Origin of the sequence: Peribacillus sp. FSL H8-0477 (genome assembly GCF_038002765.1) — a bacterium.
Taxonomy (GTDB): domain Bacteria; phylum Bacillota; class Bacilli; order Bacillales; family DSM-1321; genus Peribacillus.
In genome coordinates this window covers 610642-625140 of the sequence record NZ_JBBODE010000002.1, presented here as the reverse complement: position 1 = coordinate 625140, position 14499 = coordinate 610642, and the positions used below count along the sequence as shown (strand labels likewise).

Here is a 14499-nt window from a genome sequence, read left to right as displayed (position 1 = left end):
AATCCGTTGATTCAGCCCTGTTTTTCATTTTTAATGAAATTTGTCTTGCTGCTTCAATAAGTGCTCATATTTAGGGTTATTGGCTAAAAACTCGTGAAGGCTTTTCCCATGATTATCAATCCATTGCGAAACAACCCTTGATGTCATTTCTTCCCCTGCGTATTTATAACCTGCTTTCGCATAAGTAGCTTCAAAATCTTCCCATAAGAGTTCTACCCAAGTTAATGCCTGTTGATAGGATACCTGATCATTTATGTCTAATAACTGTTTGGTCAGTCTTTCTTGATAGTCATTCACAATAATCCTCCTTTCTTCTTTCCAGTATTTTTCCTTCGGTTTTTCTCATAGTTGCCACTCTACTGCTTATACTAATAGTACAAACAAAGAACTAAAAAACGTGAGAGGATGTAATCCATGAGGAACAAAGCTAAAAACTTCCCTAATCAATCTACCAATAAATTTGAAGGCGAACCACGAGCTAAACCAGCCTATGCCTCTAAACGAGCAGATGGATCAACTAATACTCATCCACAAGAACGAATGAAAGCCTCAAATGAAAGAACAGAATAGGTTAGTTTTTTCAGAAGCTCAGTATTATTCCTGGGCTTCTTTTAATTCCTTCATAGCAATCAGCATAGAAATAGGAAGGGCTTCTTCATTTCTACCCCCGCTTAAACGGTAACCCCAAGCAAAAATCCCATTTAAGTATTCAATCTTATAGTAAGCACCAGGATCTCCATCAATTTGATAAATTTCTCCTGGCTTAAAATCCTCGGGGTTAAGTAAATAGGATTTAGCCATTATGGCTTTACGTTCAAGTACTGCATATTCATTAACCATTCCGAGCTGTTCTGCTTTACGTGCTTTTTCATGAAGTCCTGCAATTTCCTGCTGCAATTCATATGGAGTCAACTGACTATATCTCTTCTCTTCCATTCATTCTTCACCTCATTTTTAAAATATAGCACAATACGTTATTCAAAGTACTCATCTCTGTTTAAATACCTCGATATCAGCTCCATGGGAAAGCCTTTTCGGAATAAAGCTTGTTTCATCTTCTGTTCATATTCAAAGCCCTGGTAAGCCTTATAACGCCGTTCTAATTTCTCTCCATGATAAATTAATGAATTCCATTCTTCCTCGCTATCCTTCTCAACCGTCACCTCTTGCAATGCCGCGACAATAATATCTCTAGGATAGCCCTTGCGCATTAAAACTTGATCCAGTTTCTGCTGAAGAGATCGCTCAGATAAGTTTTTTTCTTTTTTTATTGATTTCTCAGCCTGCTGTCGGGCATGTTCAATCTGAAGATCAATCGGGTATTCAAGGATAGCTTTTTCAATCAGCTTCTCACTAATTCCTTTTTCCTTTAATTCCTGGCGTATAACGATAGGGCCCTTATTTCCCCCATTCGCATGTGTTCTTACAAATGCGCGGGCAAATTCAAGGTCATCTAGATATTTATAATGATAGAGCTTAAGAATAGCTTCTTGAATAATCGCATCATCTACTTCTTTTTTTCGTAAATACATGCGAACTTCAGATTCAGAGCGCATTCGATGTGATAAATAATGTAAGGACTGCGTAAAAGCTTTTTGGATATCATCATGCATTTGAATATCTGCAAGATCAAATTCATCTACTTCTTTACCTTTTTTTAAATCGAACTTTATTAAAACCTCTTCGTCTACACTAAAGGCATATTTATCAGCAATAAATATATTATATCGGTCCAGCCTCTTTTTTTGGACTGAAATTTTTGAAATGACTGCCATCAACATCACCCCCTACTGATACTCTACCACATTCTAAAGAAGGGTTATCTTGATTTAAATCGAATTAAATGACATAGAACATCAATGATAGTAAACTACTACCAAATAAAGGAGTGATGGTGCGTGAAAATTGCTATTGCAGGCGGCAGCGGTTTTGTCGGAACTGCTCTTATAGACGCTTTGCTTAAAGAAGAACATGACCTTTATATACTGACTCGTAACCCAGAAAAATACACTCAGACAAATAATCTTCACTATATAAAGTGGCTTAATAAAAATGCCGTACCAGAGAATGATCTTAAAGGGCTTGATATCTTTATTAATCTCGCAGGAGAATCATTAAACAGCGGGCGCTGGACAAAGGATAGAAAACGGAGAATTGTAGAAAGCCGTATTGAAACAACTAAGGAAATGAATCGCATATTGGGCACCTTTAAACAGAAGATAGACTTAGTTATTAATGCTAGTGCAATTGGTTATTATGGTACTTCGGAGCAAGAAACTTTTACTGAAGATAAAGAAACTACGGCAAAAGATTTTCTTTCGCGAACCGTTCAACTTTGGGAGAAAGAGGCTCGAAAAGCACGTGCCTTCAGCCATCGAGTCGTCTTTACCAGATTTGGACTAATTCTTGGTCAAACGCAGGGAGCACTGCCTACAATGATACTGCCTTACAAGCTATTTGCCGGCGGAACCATTGGAAACGGCAGGCAAATACTCTCATGGATACATATCCAAGACGTTGCAGGAGCCATTTTGTTTTGTATTCATCATTCTGAAATCTCTGGCCCTGTGAATTTCACTGCACCACAACAAGTAACAATGAGGGAATTTGGCCATACCATCAGTAAAACGCTGAATCGACCTCACTGGTTTCCAGTACCGGCTTTTGTTCTAAAGATCGTTTTAGGAGAAATGAGTATACTCGTGCTGGAAGGACAAAAGGTGCACCCACAAGTACTAGAAAACTCTCATTATCCCTTCCGCTACCCAACATTGAACGGGGCCCTGAATGATTTACTAAAAAAATAATAAACTGAGTATGATTATCCAACCTGTGGAAAAAATAGGAATAGAAAGACATCCCGATTCAATTTTTACTAGGACTAGCTCACATAAGGAGATGAAAAGATGGACAGCAAAAAGCGTGATAAAATGAAAAATTCCTTAAACTCAACTCAATCTGTACTTTATGATCGCGAATTTAGAAAAGCAGACCGTGCTGGAGGATTTACCGAGAAAAAAGGACGCCGCTAAAATCTTGGTTTTAATTCCCTGTGATAAAACCCTACAATTTGGGAGAAATTGAAGAAGAGATGATTCAATCATTTCAAATTCTTGTTTGGGGTGTTGTCGAATGGGACAAAACAAAATACACTTAGAGCGAATTGAGAACACACAGAAATTGCTCAAAGATCCAACAAGTATGAAGAGTGATGGACGTGACATTGAATTTTCTCAAGAACTAGCTGATCGGGATGACATTATTGCTCAACAACGTTCCAAAGCCGCGGACGAACGTGCAAAGAAATAAACGGAAAAAACCAGGGCATCTTTTGCACCTGGTTTTTTTTTATTAACACCTTAACGGTTGTGTGTAATGTGGATAAGTTTGAAGTTTATTAGTTCTAAAGACTTACGCTCGCCTATTTATCCACTACTATTATTTGTATATTATGGATAACTCTGTGGACAGTGTGGATAATTCAGAAAATTCATTAATTTAACATGTGTTTGTTTGTGGATAGGTTATTAAATTTGTCTTTAAATACTCACGTCTTCCATACGTTTACGGAGCATGAACTTTTGAACTTTACCACTCGCATTTCGCGGCAACTCTTCACAAAAGATATAGTTTCTTGGGCGTTTATAATTAGCTAAGGCATCGCTGTTTTTGCACCAAGATTCTAATTCGTCTTCCGTTAATGCTGGATTCTTTTTTACAACAAAAGCAATCACTTTTTCACCCCAGTGACTGTCTGGCTGACCAATAACGGCACAATCTAGTACCCCTTCATGACCAAAAAGTGTATCTTCAACTTCCCTGGGATACACATTTTCGCCGCCGGATATGATCATGTCATCCACGCGGTCTTTCACATAAAGATAGCCTTCTTCATCAAGGTATCCAATATCCCCTGAATGATACCAGCCTTTATAGAGTGCTTTTTCACTTGCTTCTTTACGTTCAAAATAGCCGCTCATCATACAAGGGCCTTTAACCAAAATTTCTCCTGTCTCACCTGCAGACAAAACATCTGACGGCTCAGAAGGGCCTTCTTCATTAGGTCGCACAATAATTAACTCATGTTCTGGACAGACCTTACCAGCAGAACCTGCTTTGCGTATTTGATCCTCTGCCAAAAGCAGCGTTACCGCAGGGCCCATCTCTGTCATTCCATAGGCTTGTTTCAAGGAAACCCCTAATTTCTCTTCACAAGCTAGAACAAGATTTGGTGCCATTGGCGCTGCACCGTATAATCCGTTTTTCAAACTTTCTAATTGATAATTAGCCAAATCCTCTTGAAGAAGCATATTCCACATCGTCGGGGCGGCAAAAAAGATGCTGATTTGTTCTTGTTCAATAATTTCAAGAACCTTTTTAGCATTAAATTGATGGAGAATTACATTCTTTGCTCCTTTCTGAACCCGTGGAAGGAACGCACAATGCAGTTCTGCACAATGAAACATGGGTGCTGTAATCAACCCTATATCTTCTTCATTATACTTAAACGCTTCGATTAATATTTTACTCTGAGAAACCATATCTTTATGAAGATGCATAACCCCTTTTGGCCTTCCTGTGGTTCCACTCGTATACATAATGGCATATAAATCGTCAGCTGTTATCTCTTCTTGGGGATAAAAAGTAGGTGCCGAGGCTGTTTTCACCTGATAGCTTGCAGCATACTCGGGGACATCCTCATCAATATACCAAAAGGCCGTTTCTGGAAAACGCTTCTCCACACCCGCTACAACCGGGGCTAATGCTTCTTCAAATAAAACCACTTTAGGGCGTGCATCATCCAAAATGAAGCCGACTTCTTCTGCCTGTAATCGAAAGTTAATCGGATTAAAGACCGCACCAATCTTAGCACAGGCAAAGAAGGCAGTAGCCAGCTCTTCATTATTAAATAGAAAAGTAGATACCCGGTCGCCTTTTTTCACGCCTTCTGCTGCTAACGCATTAATAAGGGCATTTACCCTGTTATTCCACTCGCTATAGGTGTACCTGCGATTTCTCCGCACATCATATAATGCTTCCTTGTTAGGAAATATTTCTACCGTTTGATCAAATAGCTGCCCGATTGTTTCTGACATTCAGCTTCCCCCTTACCGAGTTTAGTTTAACCTTTCGATAATCGTAGCATTTGCCATTCCATTTCCTTCACACATAGTTTGCAAACCATAGCGTCCGCCTGTACGTTCCAATTCATGCATCATAGATACCATCAGACGTGCCCCGCTGCCTCCAAGAGGATGACCCAATGCGATAGCTCCACCATTTGGATTGAGCTTGGCGGGATCCGCTCCTGTTTCCTTCAACCAAGCAAGTGGAACTGGCGCGAATGCTTCATTTACTTCAAAGATATCTATCTCATCTATCGTTAATCCGCTTTTTTGGAGAGCTTTCTCTGTTGCTGGGATCGGTCCCGTTAACATTAAGGTAGGATCAGAACCGACAACTACTCGAGTATGAACCTTAAACCTTGGCTTCAAGCCTAACTCTTCAGCCTTACTCCGTTCCATAAGCAATAAAGCCGCAGCACCATCACTAATCTGACTTGAGTTTCCAGCATGAATTAACCCATCTTCTTTAAAAACCGTTCTTAACCCCGCCAGAACTTCAAGCGATGTTCCCTCTCTAGGTCCTGAGTCCTCTGTAACTTCTACCTTTTCCCCATCTTCATTAAGGATGGATACTGGAATAATCTCTTTTTGGAAGTAGCCTTCACTCTGAGCACGCAATGCTTTTTGATGACTCTCAACTGAAAACTGATCACACTCTTCACGAGTCAAGTTATACATCTCAGCAATTCGTTCCGCAGAAACACCTTGATTGATCAGTTCGTATTTCTCCTTCAGCTTTGGACTGCGGTCAGCTCCTTGATAATTAGAACCCATAGGAACTCTTGACATATTCTCCACACCACCTGCAACTACGACATCCATATCACCAGCAAGAATTGCCTGTGCAGCAAAATGAACAGCTTGTTGACTTGACCCACATTGGCGATCAATGGTTGTACCAGGGACTTCAATTGGGTATCCAGCTATCAAAGCTGCTACCCTAGCGATATCCCCCGCTTGTTCCCCAGATTGAGAAACACAGCCAAGAATGACATCCTCTATCATTCCTGAATCAATTCCTGTCCTCTTAACGAGTTCCTTTAACACTTCTGCAGCTAAATCATCTGGGCGGTAGTCCTTAAATACTCCATTTCTTCTTCCTACAGGTGTTCTTAAGCCTTCTACAATTACTACTTCACGCATCTAATCTCTCCCCTTCTTTCTAATTTACAAGCCAATATTCTTAGCGATAATCTTTTTCATAATTTCATTCGTTCCAGCATAGATACTAGCAACTGGAATATCACGATATCTTCTCGCAATTTTATATTCCTCCATATAACCGTATCCGCCATGCAGCTGCATACACTCAATAGAAATCTTCCTCGCTGTTTCCGTAAGTTTATATTTAGCCATAGAAACGTTTGTCACGATGTTCTCCTCCGCCAAATGCCTTGCAATTAATTGATCAAGAAACACGCGGCCCATTTCAATATCCGCTGCCATTTCAGCCATCTTAAACTGCGTATTTTGGAATTCACTGATAGACTTTCCAAACGCTTCACGGCTTTTCACATACTTCATCGTTTCATTAAACATTTCTTCTGCTGATACTTGAGCATTAATAGCTACAATTAGTCGCTCTTGCTGGAGCTTCTCCATCAAATAACTAAACCCTTTACCTTCTTCACCAAGTAAATTCTGTTTGGGAACCATACAGTCTTCAAAAATAAGCTCTGCTGTATCCTGACTATGTAACCCAACCTTATTTAATTTTCGTCCCCGAGAAAAACCTAACGCACTTCTTTCCACAACCAGTAGACTAACTCCCTTGTGTTTAGGAACAACATTCGAATCTGTTTTACAAGCTACAATCACTAAATCAGCATGAATCCCATTGGTAATAAACGTTTTCTGGCCGTTTAAGATATAGTTCTCACCGTCAAGTACAGCCGTCGTCTTGATGTTAGCGAGATCAGATCCTGTTCCTGGTTCAGTCATGGCAATGGCTGAAATCAACTTACCTGAAGCACATTTTGGAAGCCAACGCTGCTTCTGTTCCTTCGTCCCAAAGGAAGATAAATAGGGAACTACAATATCACTATGCAGCCCAATCCCAACTAAACCTGAGCCGACTCTTTCTAATTCTTCATTGATAATCACTGAATATCCCCAGTCAGCGCTATACCCGCCATACTGCTCATCCAAATCAGGACATAGAAAGCCTTGCTCACCCATCTTCTCCCAAAATGTCCGCGGGATGATTCGATTTTCTTCCCATTGCTCATAAAAAGGATATGCCTCTTTCTCAAGAAACTTTCGAAATGATTTTCTAAATAAATGATGTTCTTCTGTCAGATACGGATGCTTCACTCAATCATTCTCCTTTGTATTATTGTAAGCGCTTTCTATACTGCAAAAAAAATATAAGACCGACAACGTATTACTTTGACTCTAATAGTACCAAATTTTAAAAAGTTTATCACCCTATTTATTCCATATATGGAAGATAAAAAAATAGCCCTGCTAGCATTAGTTAAAATTACTAGAGGGCTTTGTTATATAAATTTATCGAAGATAGCGCTCTTCATAATATACCTTCTTCTTTCAAGATAATCTCAAGAGCATCTACAATTTCTGGTTCATAGTGCGTACCTGAAAGCCGCTTCAGTTCATCCATTGCAAATTGAGGAGGGAACGCCTTACGATAAGCACGGTCTTCTGTCATCGCATCAAATGTATCAGCAACAGCAATAATCTTCGCCTCAAGCAGAATTTCATGACCTTTTAAACCCCGAGGATATCCTGAACCATCTAAACGTTCATGATGCTGTTCAATGATTGGTGCTATATAATTATAAGTTGTTTCCAAAACTATATTTGCACCATCACTAGGATGTTTTTTTATTATCTCGAATTCTTCTTTAGTAAGCTTCCCAGGTTTATTTAAAATTTCAATAGGAGTATTAATCTTACCTAAATCATGAAGTTCAGATGCATGATCTAAATCTAGTAATCTTTCGGTACTAAGATTTAATTTCTTGGCGATTTTAATAGCGTTTATAGTAACTCGTTCACCATGTCTGAAAGTATATGGATCTTTTTGTTCCACTTTTCTTACCATACTTCTTAAATTCGCACTGTCTGCACTAAGCTGCTGAAAAATTGGTTCTGTGCTAATCCATAAATAGGTGACATCTGTTTTTGCTATAAAATATACCGGGTCTTTCAACCCTCTAGCTGAATAATAATCATTTGGACCCAGCATCGTTTTTTGTCCGTCTTGGTCACATTCTATTTCTCCGCGTAATATATAAATAAACTCCAACACTTTTGGATCTTCACTAGGGTAAAGATAAAATAACTTATCTTTATAAACAGTCTGGAGCATAATATCAACATTATCATTTCGCTCTAATAAAAAAAGCTGATTAGAATATTCATGGATTTTTTCTACAAAAGAACCGTTTTTAAACAATTTAAAACCTTCCACATCCAGAACTCCTTTTACAGCAATATAAAAACGAGTTCCGTGTCCATTTGGCAAAGAACTCGTTTTATATATTATACCTTATTAGGGAATAATATTACATAATTTTCTTGTCAAGTAACGACTTTAATTGGGTCAATCCACACCCATTTATGACCGATTTTTACATATTTCCATGAACATTCAGCTGTTACACCTAGTTCTGCAGCTTGAGCAATTGCATCAGCTGTCATTTGTCTTGTTAAGATATCTAGAACATTGATTAATGTATCAAGCTCGCTTTGGTATTGAGCAGTGCGCTCTGAGAAGTATGTTGATTCCTTGCTTAACTTTTCAACTACAAGTGCAATTTCAGAAGAGATCCTGTCTAATTTTTGATTAATCTCTGTCTTTTTACTTTCATCTTCTGCAGCACGTAGTTTTTCTTCATACTTCATTTGTTCTGAGTATAGAGAACCTAACTTTGCTGTTCCTTTTACTTTACTAATATCTTTAATATACGCATTAAGCAGGGTTTCCGCTTCTACCACTGTCTTATCAATTTCTCCATCAATTAAAACATTTGCTTGGTCAATTAAATCTAAAGCCTTTTGGGTATCGCCATTTTCTGCTGCAAATGCGCCCGAACCGAACGTAAATGAGAGAAAAAGGGCGAATAAAACAGCTGCACTTTTCTTAAACATTGTTATCCCCCTATATATTTGTATTTTTTTCCATTGTATACTGTACTTCTGCATATTTCTACATCTTTCTTTCTACTAATGTGAACATATTGTAAAAAAACAAGGTATTTTAGACTAGTTCACACACAAAAAAAAGATGTTAAAGTGAAGAAATACACTATCCAACATCTTTTCTATCGGCTTGAAAGTTAATTTATTTATGCCATTTAATATAAAATACACAAAAAGTTACCATAAACTTGGTTGAGCTACAGCAATCGACAGTTCCAAAATGGTATAATTAATATATAAAGCTCAAGTCTAAATAAAAGGACTGGTGATGGAAATGACCTTTACAAAAATTTTAGTTGCCTTTGATGAATCTGATTTGGCTCTTAAATCATTGGAACAAGCAATTGATTTAGCAAAAGGAAAACCTGAAATTGAAATATATGTCGTCCATTCTGTCACAATGCCTGCTAATTATGCTGTTTCCGCCCATTTAATTGCTCAAATCAAAGATTCCATACATGTGTATGGAAAAGAAATTTTAGCAAAAGCTGAGGAGAAGCTGGCTGTTCTCCCAAATAAGACAGAGGTATTTTTAAGAGAAGGATCATCTATTCATACAATCCTTGAGGAAGCCAAAAGACATGATTGTGATTTAATTGTCATGGGCAGCCGTGGCCTTAGCGGTATTAAGGAATTTCTCGGCAGTGTTAGTCACTATGTTGTCCAAAACTCACCTGTACCTGTATTACTAGTGAAATAATAATACATTCGAGTCTGGCAGCCGCCAGGCTTTTTTTAGTGTCAACTCTGACTCGTTTACAAAGGGCTGCTGATTCGGTTAAAATAATGGTTAGTGTATAGAGAAGCGAGGGAACTACAGTGGATATCAAGCATTTACAATATTTTATTGAAGTAGCGAACTATAATAGCTTCACTCGTGCAGCCGACCATTTATTTATTACGCAGCCTACGATAAGTAAAATGATTAAAAATCTCGAAAATGATCTTGGTGTCGAACTCTTTGATCGCTCTGGTAAAAAACTTTCACTTACCGATGCAGGGAGAGTTGTTTATGAACAAGCTTTGTTAATTAATAAAGCATTTAATAATCTTGAAACCGAGATGGATAATCTTCTAGGACTAAAAAAAGGACATATCCGAATTGGTTTACCCCCGATTATTGACTCCACTTTTTTCCCAAAGCTCATTGGCCGCTTTCACCAAAAGTACCCTAACATTACCTTCCAGCTTATCGAGGATGGTTCAAAAAAGATTGAAGAATCAGTTGCGGACGATTCCCTTGATATTGGAATCATCATGTTACCGACCAATCCAAACCTCTTCCATCACGTTTCTTTTATAAAGGAAGATTTAAAACTAATTCTCCATCCAACACATCCCTACGCCAGCAAACAAAAAGTACAATTAGCTGACTTAAAAGATGAAAATTTCATCATGTTTAATAAAGAATATGCTTTGCGCGATTTAATCATCTCTTCATGCAATCGAGCAGGCTTTAATCCTAGAATTATGTCTGAGAGCTCAAGATGGGATTTTATTGAGGAATTAGTTGCGTGTAAAATGGGAGTTGCCCTGCTGCCAGAAAGTATTTGCCAGCAATTGTCCAATCAAGTTCAAGCAGTAGAAATAACGAACCCTTCTTTAGATTGGAATTTAGGTATTATTTGGCGTAAAGAGCAATACTTATCCTACGCCGCTAAAGAATGGCTTCGCTTTATGATTGAAACCATTTCTCCTAATAGTTGTGATGTCAATAAGCTATAATTCATGAAAGACGGCGTACTTCTCACAAGCGCCGTCTTTTAATATTCTAAATTTTCATACATGAAAGCAATTACATAGATAAAAGCTATACCTCGTATAAATTTTAACCATTTTACTTACCCTACTGATGAGGGTAAACTAGTTAGTGTAAAAGAATTTTGAACTTTACTCACTTGAGTAGTCCTCACCTATGATGTAACAGGAAAGGAACATATCATGAATACAAGAAAAGCAAAAGAAAGTCGAATTGTTAATACAGATCAAGTTTTAACTTGTGATTTAAATAATTATAATACTCTTTTCGGCGGCGTATTAATGCGTAAGCTTGATACGGTTGCTACATTATCAGCACGTAGACATTCAAGAGTTAAAGAATGTGTTACAGCTTCAACAGATTCAATCGATTTCTTATGCCCGATTCACCAAACAGATTCTGTCTGTGTTGAATCATTTGTATCTTATACAGGTACAAGCTCTATGGAAATCTTCTGTAAAGTTATTGCAGAAGATATGATGACTGGTGAACGCCGTATTGCAGCTACTGCATTTTTAACATTTGTAGCTCTTGGAGAAGACAAACGTCCTGTTAAAGTTCCACAAGTTGAGCCAGAAACCGAAGAAGAACAGCTTCTATTTAACACTGGACAAGAACGTGCAGAAGTTCGTAAAGCAAGAAAGAAAAAAAGCAAAGAACTTGCTGCTAAAATTCCATTAACTAAGCCTTGGGATTATTAATCTAAGGTATTGACTAGGCAAGACACATTTTGTGTCTTGCCTATTTATAATAAGGGGGATAAAACATGATAACGATTTCTAGCTCTGAGCAATTAATAAAGGCAAAGAAAGCTTTAGATTCTTGTAAATTAGACCATCCGCTTACTTTTGAAAAACTACTTCACATTATTAATCTTACTCGCACACTACAATTTAAATATCATTACATGGGGTCTCTTTTATTGGATGAAGATTCTAGCCAGTATTATCCGTCCTTAGTTCCCGCATCCGTTCTTGATTTATATCAACAAGAAATTCAAAAATTTAAAGATTTGCCTGATTCTGCAGAGGTACTGAAATTGTTTGCTGCTTTTCAATCAATTGGATATGCTAAACTTAGTCTCCTTGTCCTCGGAAAGACTCCAGAATCTTTACTTGGGGCTTTAGTGATAAAGTAAACAAAAAAATCTCAGAAATAACTGAGATTTTTTAAAATTATAGGACTTTACTTAGAAATGATTTAGTTCGTTCATTCTGTGGATTTTCAAATAATTTTACTGGGCTATTTTCCTCTACAATTACCCCATCATCCATAAATATAACCCGATCGCCTACTTCTTTAGCAAAGCCCATTTCATGTGTAACAACTACCATTGTCATTCCCTCAGCCGCCAGCTGCTTCATAACTTCTAAAACCTCTCCAACCATTTCAGGGTCTAGAGCAGATGTTGGTTCATCAAACAGCATGATTTTCGGTTCCATGGCTAATGCCCTTGCAATGGCTACCCTTTGCTTCTGGCCTCCTGACAGAGAATTAGGATAGGCTTCTGCCTTATCAGACAGCCCAACCTTCTTCAGTAGTTCTCCCCCTCTTACACGGGCTTCTTCCTTTGATATTTTTCTTACTTTTAATGGAGCAAGCATTACATTTTGGATCACACTTTTATGGGGAAATAGATTAAAATGTTGAAAAACCATTCCAACTTCTGTACGAATATTATTAATATTTACGCCTTTATCGGTTGTATTTGTACCTTCTATAAAGACCTTTCCGCCTGTAATCGTTTCTAACTGATTAATACAACGTAAAAAGGTTGATTTACCTGAACCTGATGGACCAATCACGACGACCACCTCGGATGGGGAAACCGTAACATTAATATCCTTTAAGACCTCATTTTTGCCAAATGTCTTTTTTAAATTTTCTACTTTAATCATTCTGTCTCAAGCCTTCTTTCTAAACGATTTAATAAGAAGCTCATGGATAGGGTTAAGATTAAATAGATAACTGCAGCGGCTAAATAAGGTTCCCAAATTCGATAATATTGACTCGCCATCGCTCTTCCCCAATACATTAGTTCAGGTGCAGCTATCACCGCAGCAAGTGACGAATCCTTAATGAGTACCACAAATTCATTTCCGAGCGGCGGGATCATCCGTTTCGATGCTTGCGGCAATACAACATACCGCATGGCTTGTACGTGTGTCATCCCTAATGAACGAGCCCCTTCCATCTGTCCCTTATCAATGGACTGGATTCCCGCTCGAAATATCTCTGCAATATAAGCCCCAGCATTGAGAGACAAAGCAATAATTGTAGCGATTACACCATTTGTTTCTCCTGTAAAGAAGGGAACCACACCTAAATGAATGAGAAGAATCTGCACAAATAAAGGTGTTCCCCGAAAGAAAGCGATATAGCATTTAAATGGAAAGGATAGAAGTTTATTTCTCATCATCTTTCCTAAACCAATACCTAATCCTAAAACTGTCCCAATTAAAATACTGATCAATGACAAGCCGATTGTTAATAAAGTTCCCTTCCAAAGATAGGGAGCATATTCCATAATGATATCCCAGCGAAAATCCATTGTCTGCCTCCCTTTCAGCCAAAAAATTGCGTAACCAATTGACGAGAGCTACGCAATCAGAATATTATTGTTGGGATTTTAATGTTTCAATATCTGGTTCAGTGCCAAACCACTCTTTATAAATTTTTGCATATGTCCCATTTTCATAAAGCGTGTTAATTGCTTTATTAAATTCTTCCATCAGCTTACTATCTTTCGGAAATAAAACACCATAATATTCTTTTTCAAACACTGCATCTTCCACTACAGTAAACCCTTCATCCGGATTGTTTTTTGCATATTCTTCTACTACAGCATTATCCGCCACCACAGCATCGGCGCCACCGCTTTTCAGCTCTAATATGGCTAAATTATTATTCTCAAACTGCTTGATATTCTCATTCTTTTTACCAACAATGGATTCCGTTGCAGCTTGTCCAGTTGTTCCCGTTTGGACGGCAACTTTCTTCCCTTTAAGGTCTTCTGCCGATTTAATAGCACTATCCTTAGGAACTAGAATTTTATTTGTCGAAATAAAGTAAGGTACAGAGAAATCATACGTTTGTTTACGTTCATCATTAATGGTAATAGCTGAAACAGCTGCATCAGCACGCTTACTTTTTATTTCATCGAATAGAGGCTCCCAGGCCACATGCTCAACTTCGGACTTATAACCGGCTTCCTTTGCAACAGCAGCAATAAAATCAACATCGAAACCAACGAGTTCACCCTTATCCCTAAATTCAAATGGAGGATACTCAGCATCGGTCACTACCTTTAACGTTTTTTCCTTTTCATCTGAGCCGGATTTCTCTGAGTTACCACATCCCGTTACAAGCAATAGACTTGATATCGCTATCCCTAAAAACAGCCCTAATCTCTTCTTCATAATGTTCCCCCTGGCTTCAAAATAAAATTAT

General features: G+C 38.0%; 19 protein-coding genes. 8 read left to right on the top strand and 11 right to left on the bottom strand.

What is annotated here, in order from left to right; genetic code table 11:
* Nucleotides 1–30: 30 nt before the first annotated feature.
* Nucleotides 31–297, bottom strand: coding sequence for a YfhJ family protein (locus tag MHI18_RS14725; RefSeq protein ID WP_340848424.1), 267 nt, complete (start codon nt 295–297; stop codon nt 31–33).
* A gap of 117 nt (nt 298–414) precedes the next feature.
* Between MHI18_RS14725 and MHI18_RS14720 the strand changes: the two genes are divergently transcribed.
* A complete protein-coding gene (locus tag MHI18_RS14720) occupies nt 415–570 on the top strand; it encodes a small, acid-soluble spore protein K (RefSeq protein ID WP_040373957.1) in 156 nt (51 codons plus the stop codon).
* 24 nt (nt 571–594) lie between these two features.
* On the opposite strand, the gene MHI18_RS14715 is transcribed toward MHI18_RS14720, so the two are convergent.
* Together MHI18_RS14715 and recX are read right to left on the bottom strand one after the other, a co-directional pair.
* A complete protein-coding gene (locus MHI18_RS14715) occupies nt 595–936 on the bottom strand; it encodes a YfhH family protein (RefSeq protein ID WP_340848420.1) in 342 nt (113 codons plus the stop codon).
* A gap of 38 nt (nt 937–974) precedes the next feature.
* Nucleotides 975–1775 (bottom strand): recombination regulator RecX, encoded by an 801-nt coding sequence (gene recX, locus MHI18_RS14710; RefSeq protein WP_340848419.1) that lies wholly within the window; start codon nt 1773–1775, stop codon nt 975–977.
* Nucleotides 1776–1898: 123 nt separating this feature from the next.
* On the opposite strand from recX, the gene MHI18_RS14705 reads away from it, so the two are divergent.
* The 3 genes from MHI18_RS14705 (at nt 1899) to MHI18_RS14695 (ending at nt 3309) form a co-directional block, all read left to right on the top strand.
* Nucleotides 1899–2807, top strand: coding sequence for a TIGR01777 family oxidoreductase (locus tag MHI18_RS14705; protein WP_340848417.1), 909 nt, complete (start codon nt 1899–1901; stop codon nt 2805–2807).
* 99 nt (nt 2808–2906) lie between these two features.
* Complete coding sequence (locus tag MHI18_RS14700; protein ID WP_081704814.1) at nt 2907–3032, top strand: YfhE family protein; 126 nt, start codon at nt 2907–2909, stop codon at nt 3030–3032.
* A 100-nt stretch (nt 3033–3132) separates the two neighbouring features.
* Nucleotides 3133–3309: a YfhD family protein gene (locus MHI18_RS14695; protein ID WP_340848414.1), complete on the top strand. Its 177-nt coding sequence runs from the start codon at nt 3133–3135 to the stop codon at nt 3307–3309.
* A 230-nt stretch (nt 3310–3539) separates the two neighbouring features.
* Here MHI18_RS14695 and MHI18_RS14690 read toward each other — a convergent pair whose 3' ends face one another.
* The 5 genes from MHI18_RS14690 to MHI18_RS14670 all read right to left on the bottom strand — a co-directional run bounded on the left by MHI18_RS14690 (nt 3540) and on the right by MHI18_RS14670 (nt 9239).
* Nucleotides 3540–5096, bottom strand: coding sequence for a fatty acid--CoA ligase (locus MHI18_RS14690; RefSeq protein ID WP_340848411.1), 1557 nt, complete (start codon nt 5094–5096; stop codon nt 3540–3542).
* Nucleotides 5097–5117: 21 nt separating this feature from the next.
* Nucleotides 5118–6269 (bottom strand): thiolase family protein, encoded by a 1152-nt coding sequence (locus MHI18_RS14685; RefSeq protein ID WP_340848409.1) that lies wholly within the window; start codon nt 6267–6269, stop codon nt 5118–5120.
* 24 nt (nt 6270–6293) lie between these two features.
* A complete protein-coding gene (locus MHI18_RS14680) occupies nt 6294–7439 on the bottom strand; it encodes an acyl-CoA dehydrogenase family protein (protein WP_340848407.1) in 1146 nt (381 codons plus the stop codon).
* 214 nt (nt 7440–7653) lie between these two features.
* Nucleotides 7654–8559 (bottom strand): HD-GYP domain-containing protein, encoded by a 906-nt coding sequence (locus MHI18_RS14675; RefSeq protein ID WP_340848405.1) that lies wholly within the window; start codon nt 8557–8559, stop codon nt 7654–7656.
* A 110-nt stretch (nt 8560–8669) separates the two neighbouring features.
* The gene (locus MHI18_RS14670) at nt 8670–9239 is read right to left on the bottom strand and encodes a hypothetical protein (protein ID WP_340848403.1); all 570 of its coding nucleotides are present in this window, start codon (nt 9237–9239) and stop codon (nt 8670–8672) included.
* Nucleotides 9240–9564: 325 nt separating this feature from the next.
* Here MHI18_RS14670 and MHI18_RS14665 point away from each other — a divergent pair, with 325 nt between their 5' ends.
* The 4 genes from MHI18_RS14665 (at nt 9565) to MHI18_RS14650 (ending at nt 12187) form a co-directional block, all read left to right on the top strand.
* Entirely contained in the window at nt 9565–9990 is a 426-nt protein-coding gene (locus MHI18_RS14665; RefSeq protein ID WP_040373973.1) for a universal stress protein, read from the top strand.
* Nucleotides 9991–10109: 119 nt separating this feature from the next.
* The gene (cidR, locus tag MHI18_RS14660) at nt 10110–11015 is read left to right on the top strand and encodes a cidABC operon transcriptional activator CidR (protein ID WP_340848401.1); all 906 of its coding nucleotides are present in this window, start codon (nt 10110–10112) and stop codon (nt 11013–11015) included.
* A 216-nt stretch (nt 11016–11231) separates the two neighbouring features.
* Nucleotides 11232–11750, top strand: a complete 519-nt coding sequence (locus tag MHI18_RS14655) for an acyl-CoA thioesterase (RefSeq protein ID WP_340848399.1) — start codon at nt 11232–11234, stop codon at nt 11748–11750.
* Between the two features lie 65 nt (nt 11751–11815).
* Nucleotides 11816–12187, top strand: a complete 372-nt coding sequence (locus MHI18_RS14650; RefSeq protein WP_340848397.1) for a hypothetical protein — start codon at nt 11816–11818, stop codon at nt 12185–12187.
* Between the two features lie 37 nt (nt 12188–12224).
* Here the strand turns inward: MHI18_RS14650 and MHI18_RS14645 are convergent, their stop codons facing one another.
* The 3 genes from MHI18_RS14645 to MHI18_RS14635 all read right to left on the bottom strand — a co-directional run bounded on the left by MHI18_RS14645 (nt 12225) and on the right by MHI18_RS14635 (nt 14468).
* The gene (locus MHI18_RS14645) at nt 12225–12947 is read right to left on the bottom strand and encodes an amino acid ABC transporter ATP-binding protein (protein WP_340848395.1); all 723 of its coding nucleotides are present in this window, start codon (nt 12945–12947) and stop codon (nt 12225–12227) included.
* Nucleotides 12944–13600 carry an amino acid ABC transporter permease gene (locus tag MHI18_RS14640; RefSeq protein ID WP_340848393.1) on the bottom strand — a complete coding sequence of 219 codons (657 nt, stop codon included), beginning with the start codon at nt 13598–13600 and terminating at the stop codon, nt 12944–12946. The genes MHI18_RS14645 and MHI18_RS14640 overlap by 4 nt, the downstream gene beginning before the upstream one ends.
* A gap of 64 nt (nt 13601–13664) precedes the next feature.
* The gene (locus MHI18_RS14635; protein WP_340848392.1) at nt 13665–14468 is read right to left on the bottom strand and encodes a basic amino acid ABC transporter substrate-binding protein; all 804 of its coding nucleotides are present in this window, start codon (nt 14466–14468) and stop codon (nt 13665–13667) included.
* Between the last annotated feature and the right edge of the window lie 31 nt (nt 14469–14499).

What these genes read in the sequence shown, in the direction of transcription:
- MHI18_RS14720 (WP_040373957.1), top strand. Translation starts at nt 415, where the DNA reads ATGAGGAACAAAGCTAAAAACTTCCCTAATCAATCTACCAATAAATTT.
- MHI18_RS14715 (WP_340848420.1), bottom strand. Translation starts at nt 936, where the DNA reads ATGGAAGAGAAGAGATATAGTCAGTTGACTCCATATGAATTGCAGCAG.
- recX (WP_340848419.1), bottom strand. Translation starts at nt 1,775, where the DNA reads ATGGCAGTCATTTCAAAAATTTCAGTCCAAAAAAAGAGGCTGGACCGA.
- MHI18_RS14700 (WP_081704814.1), top strand. Translation starts at nt 2,907, where the DNA reads ATGGACAGCAAAAAGCGTGATAAAATGAAAAATTCCTTAAACTCAACT.
- MHI18_RS14695 (WP_340848414.1), top strand. Translation starts at nt 3,133, where the DNA reads ATGGGACAAAACAAAATACACTTAGAGCGAATTGAGAACACACAGAAA.
- MHI18_RS14690 (WP_340848411.1), bottom strand. Translation starts at nt 5,096, where the DNA reads ATGTCAGAAACAATCGGGCAGCTATTTGATCAAACGGTAGAAATATTT.
- MHI18_RS14685 (WP_340848409.1), bottom strand. Translation starts at nt 6,269, where the DNA reads ATGCGTGAAGTAGTAATTGTAGAAGGCTTAAGAACACCTGTAGGAAGA.
- MHI18_RS14670 (WP_340848403.1), bottom strand. Translation starts at nt 9,239, where the DNA reads ATGTTTAAGAAAAGTGCAGCTGTTTTATTCGCCCTTTTTCTCTCATTT.
- MHI18_RS14665 (WP_040373973.1), top strand. Translation starts at nt 9,565, where the DNA reads ATGACCTTTACAAAAATTTTAGTTGCCTTTGATGAATCTGATTTGGCT.
- MHI18_RS14655 (WP_340848399.1), top strand. Translation starts at nt 11,232, where the DNA reads ATGAATACAAGAAAAGCAAAAGAAAGTCGAATTGTTAATACAGATCAA.
- MHI18_RS14650 (WP_340848397.1), top strand. Translation starts at nt 11,816, where the DNA reads ATGATAACGATTTCTAGCTCTGAGCAATTAATAAAGGCAAAGAAAGCT.
- MHI18_RS14645 (WP_340848395.1), bottom strand. Translation starts at nt 12,947, where the DNA reads ATGATTAAAGTAGAAAATTTAAAAAAGACATTTGGCAAAAATGAGGTC.
- MHI18_RS14640 (WP_340848393.1), bottom strand. Translation starts at nt 13,600, where the DNA reads ATGGATTTTCGCTGGGATATCATTATGGAATATGCTCCCTATCTTTGG.
- MHI18_RS14635 (WP_340848392.1), bottom strand. Translation starts at nt 14,468, where the DNA reads ATGAAGAAGAGATTAGGGCTGTTTTTAGGGATAGCGATATCAAGTCTA.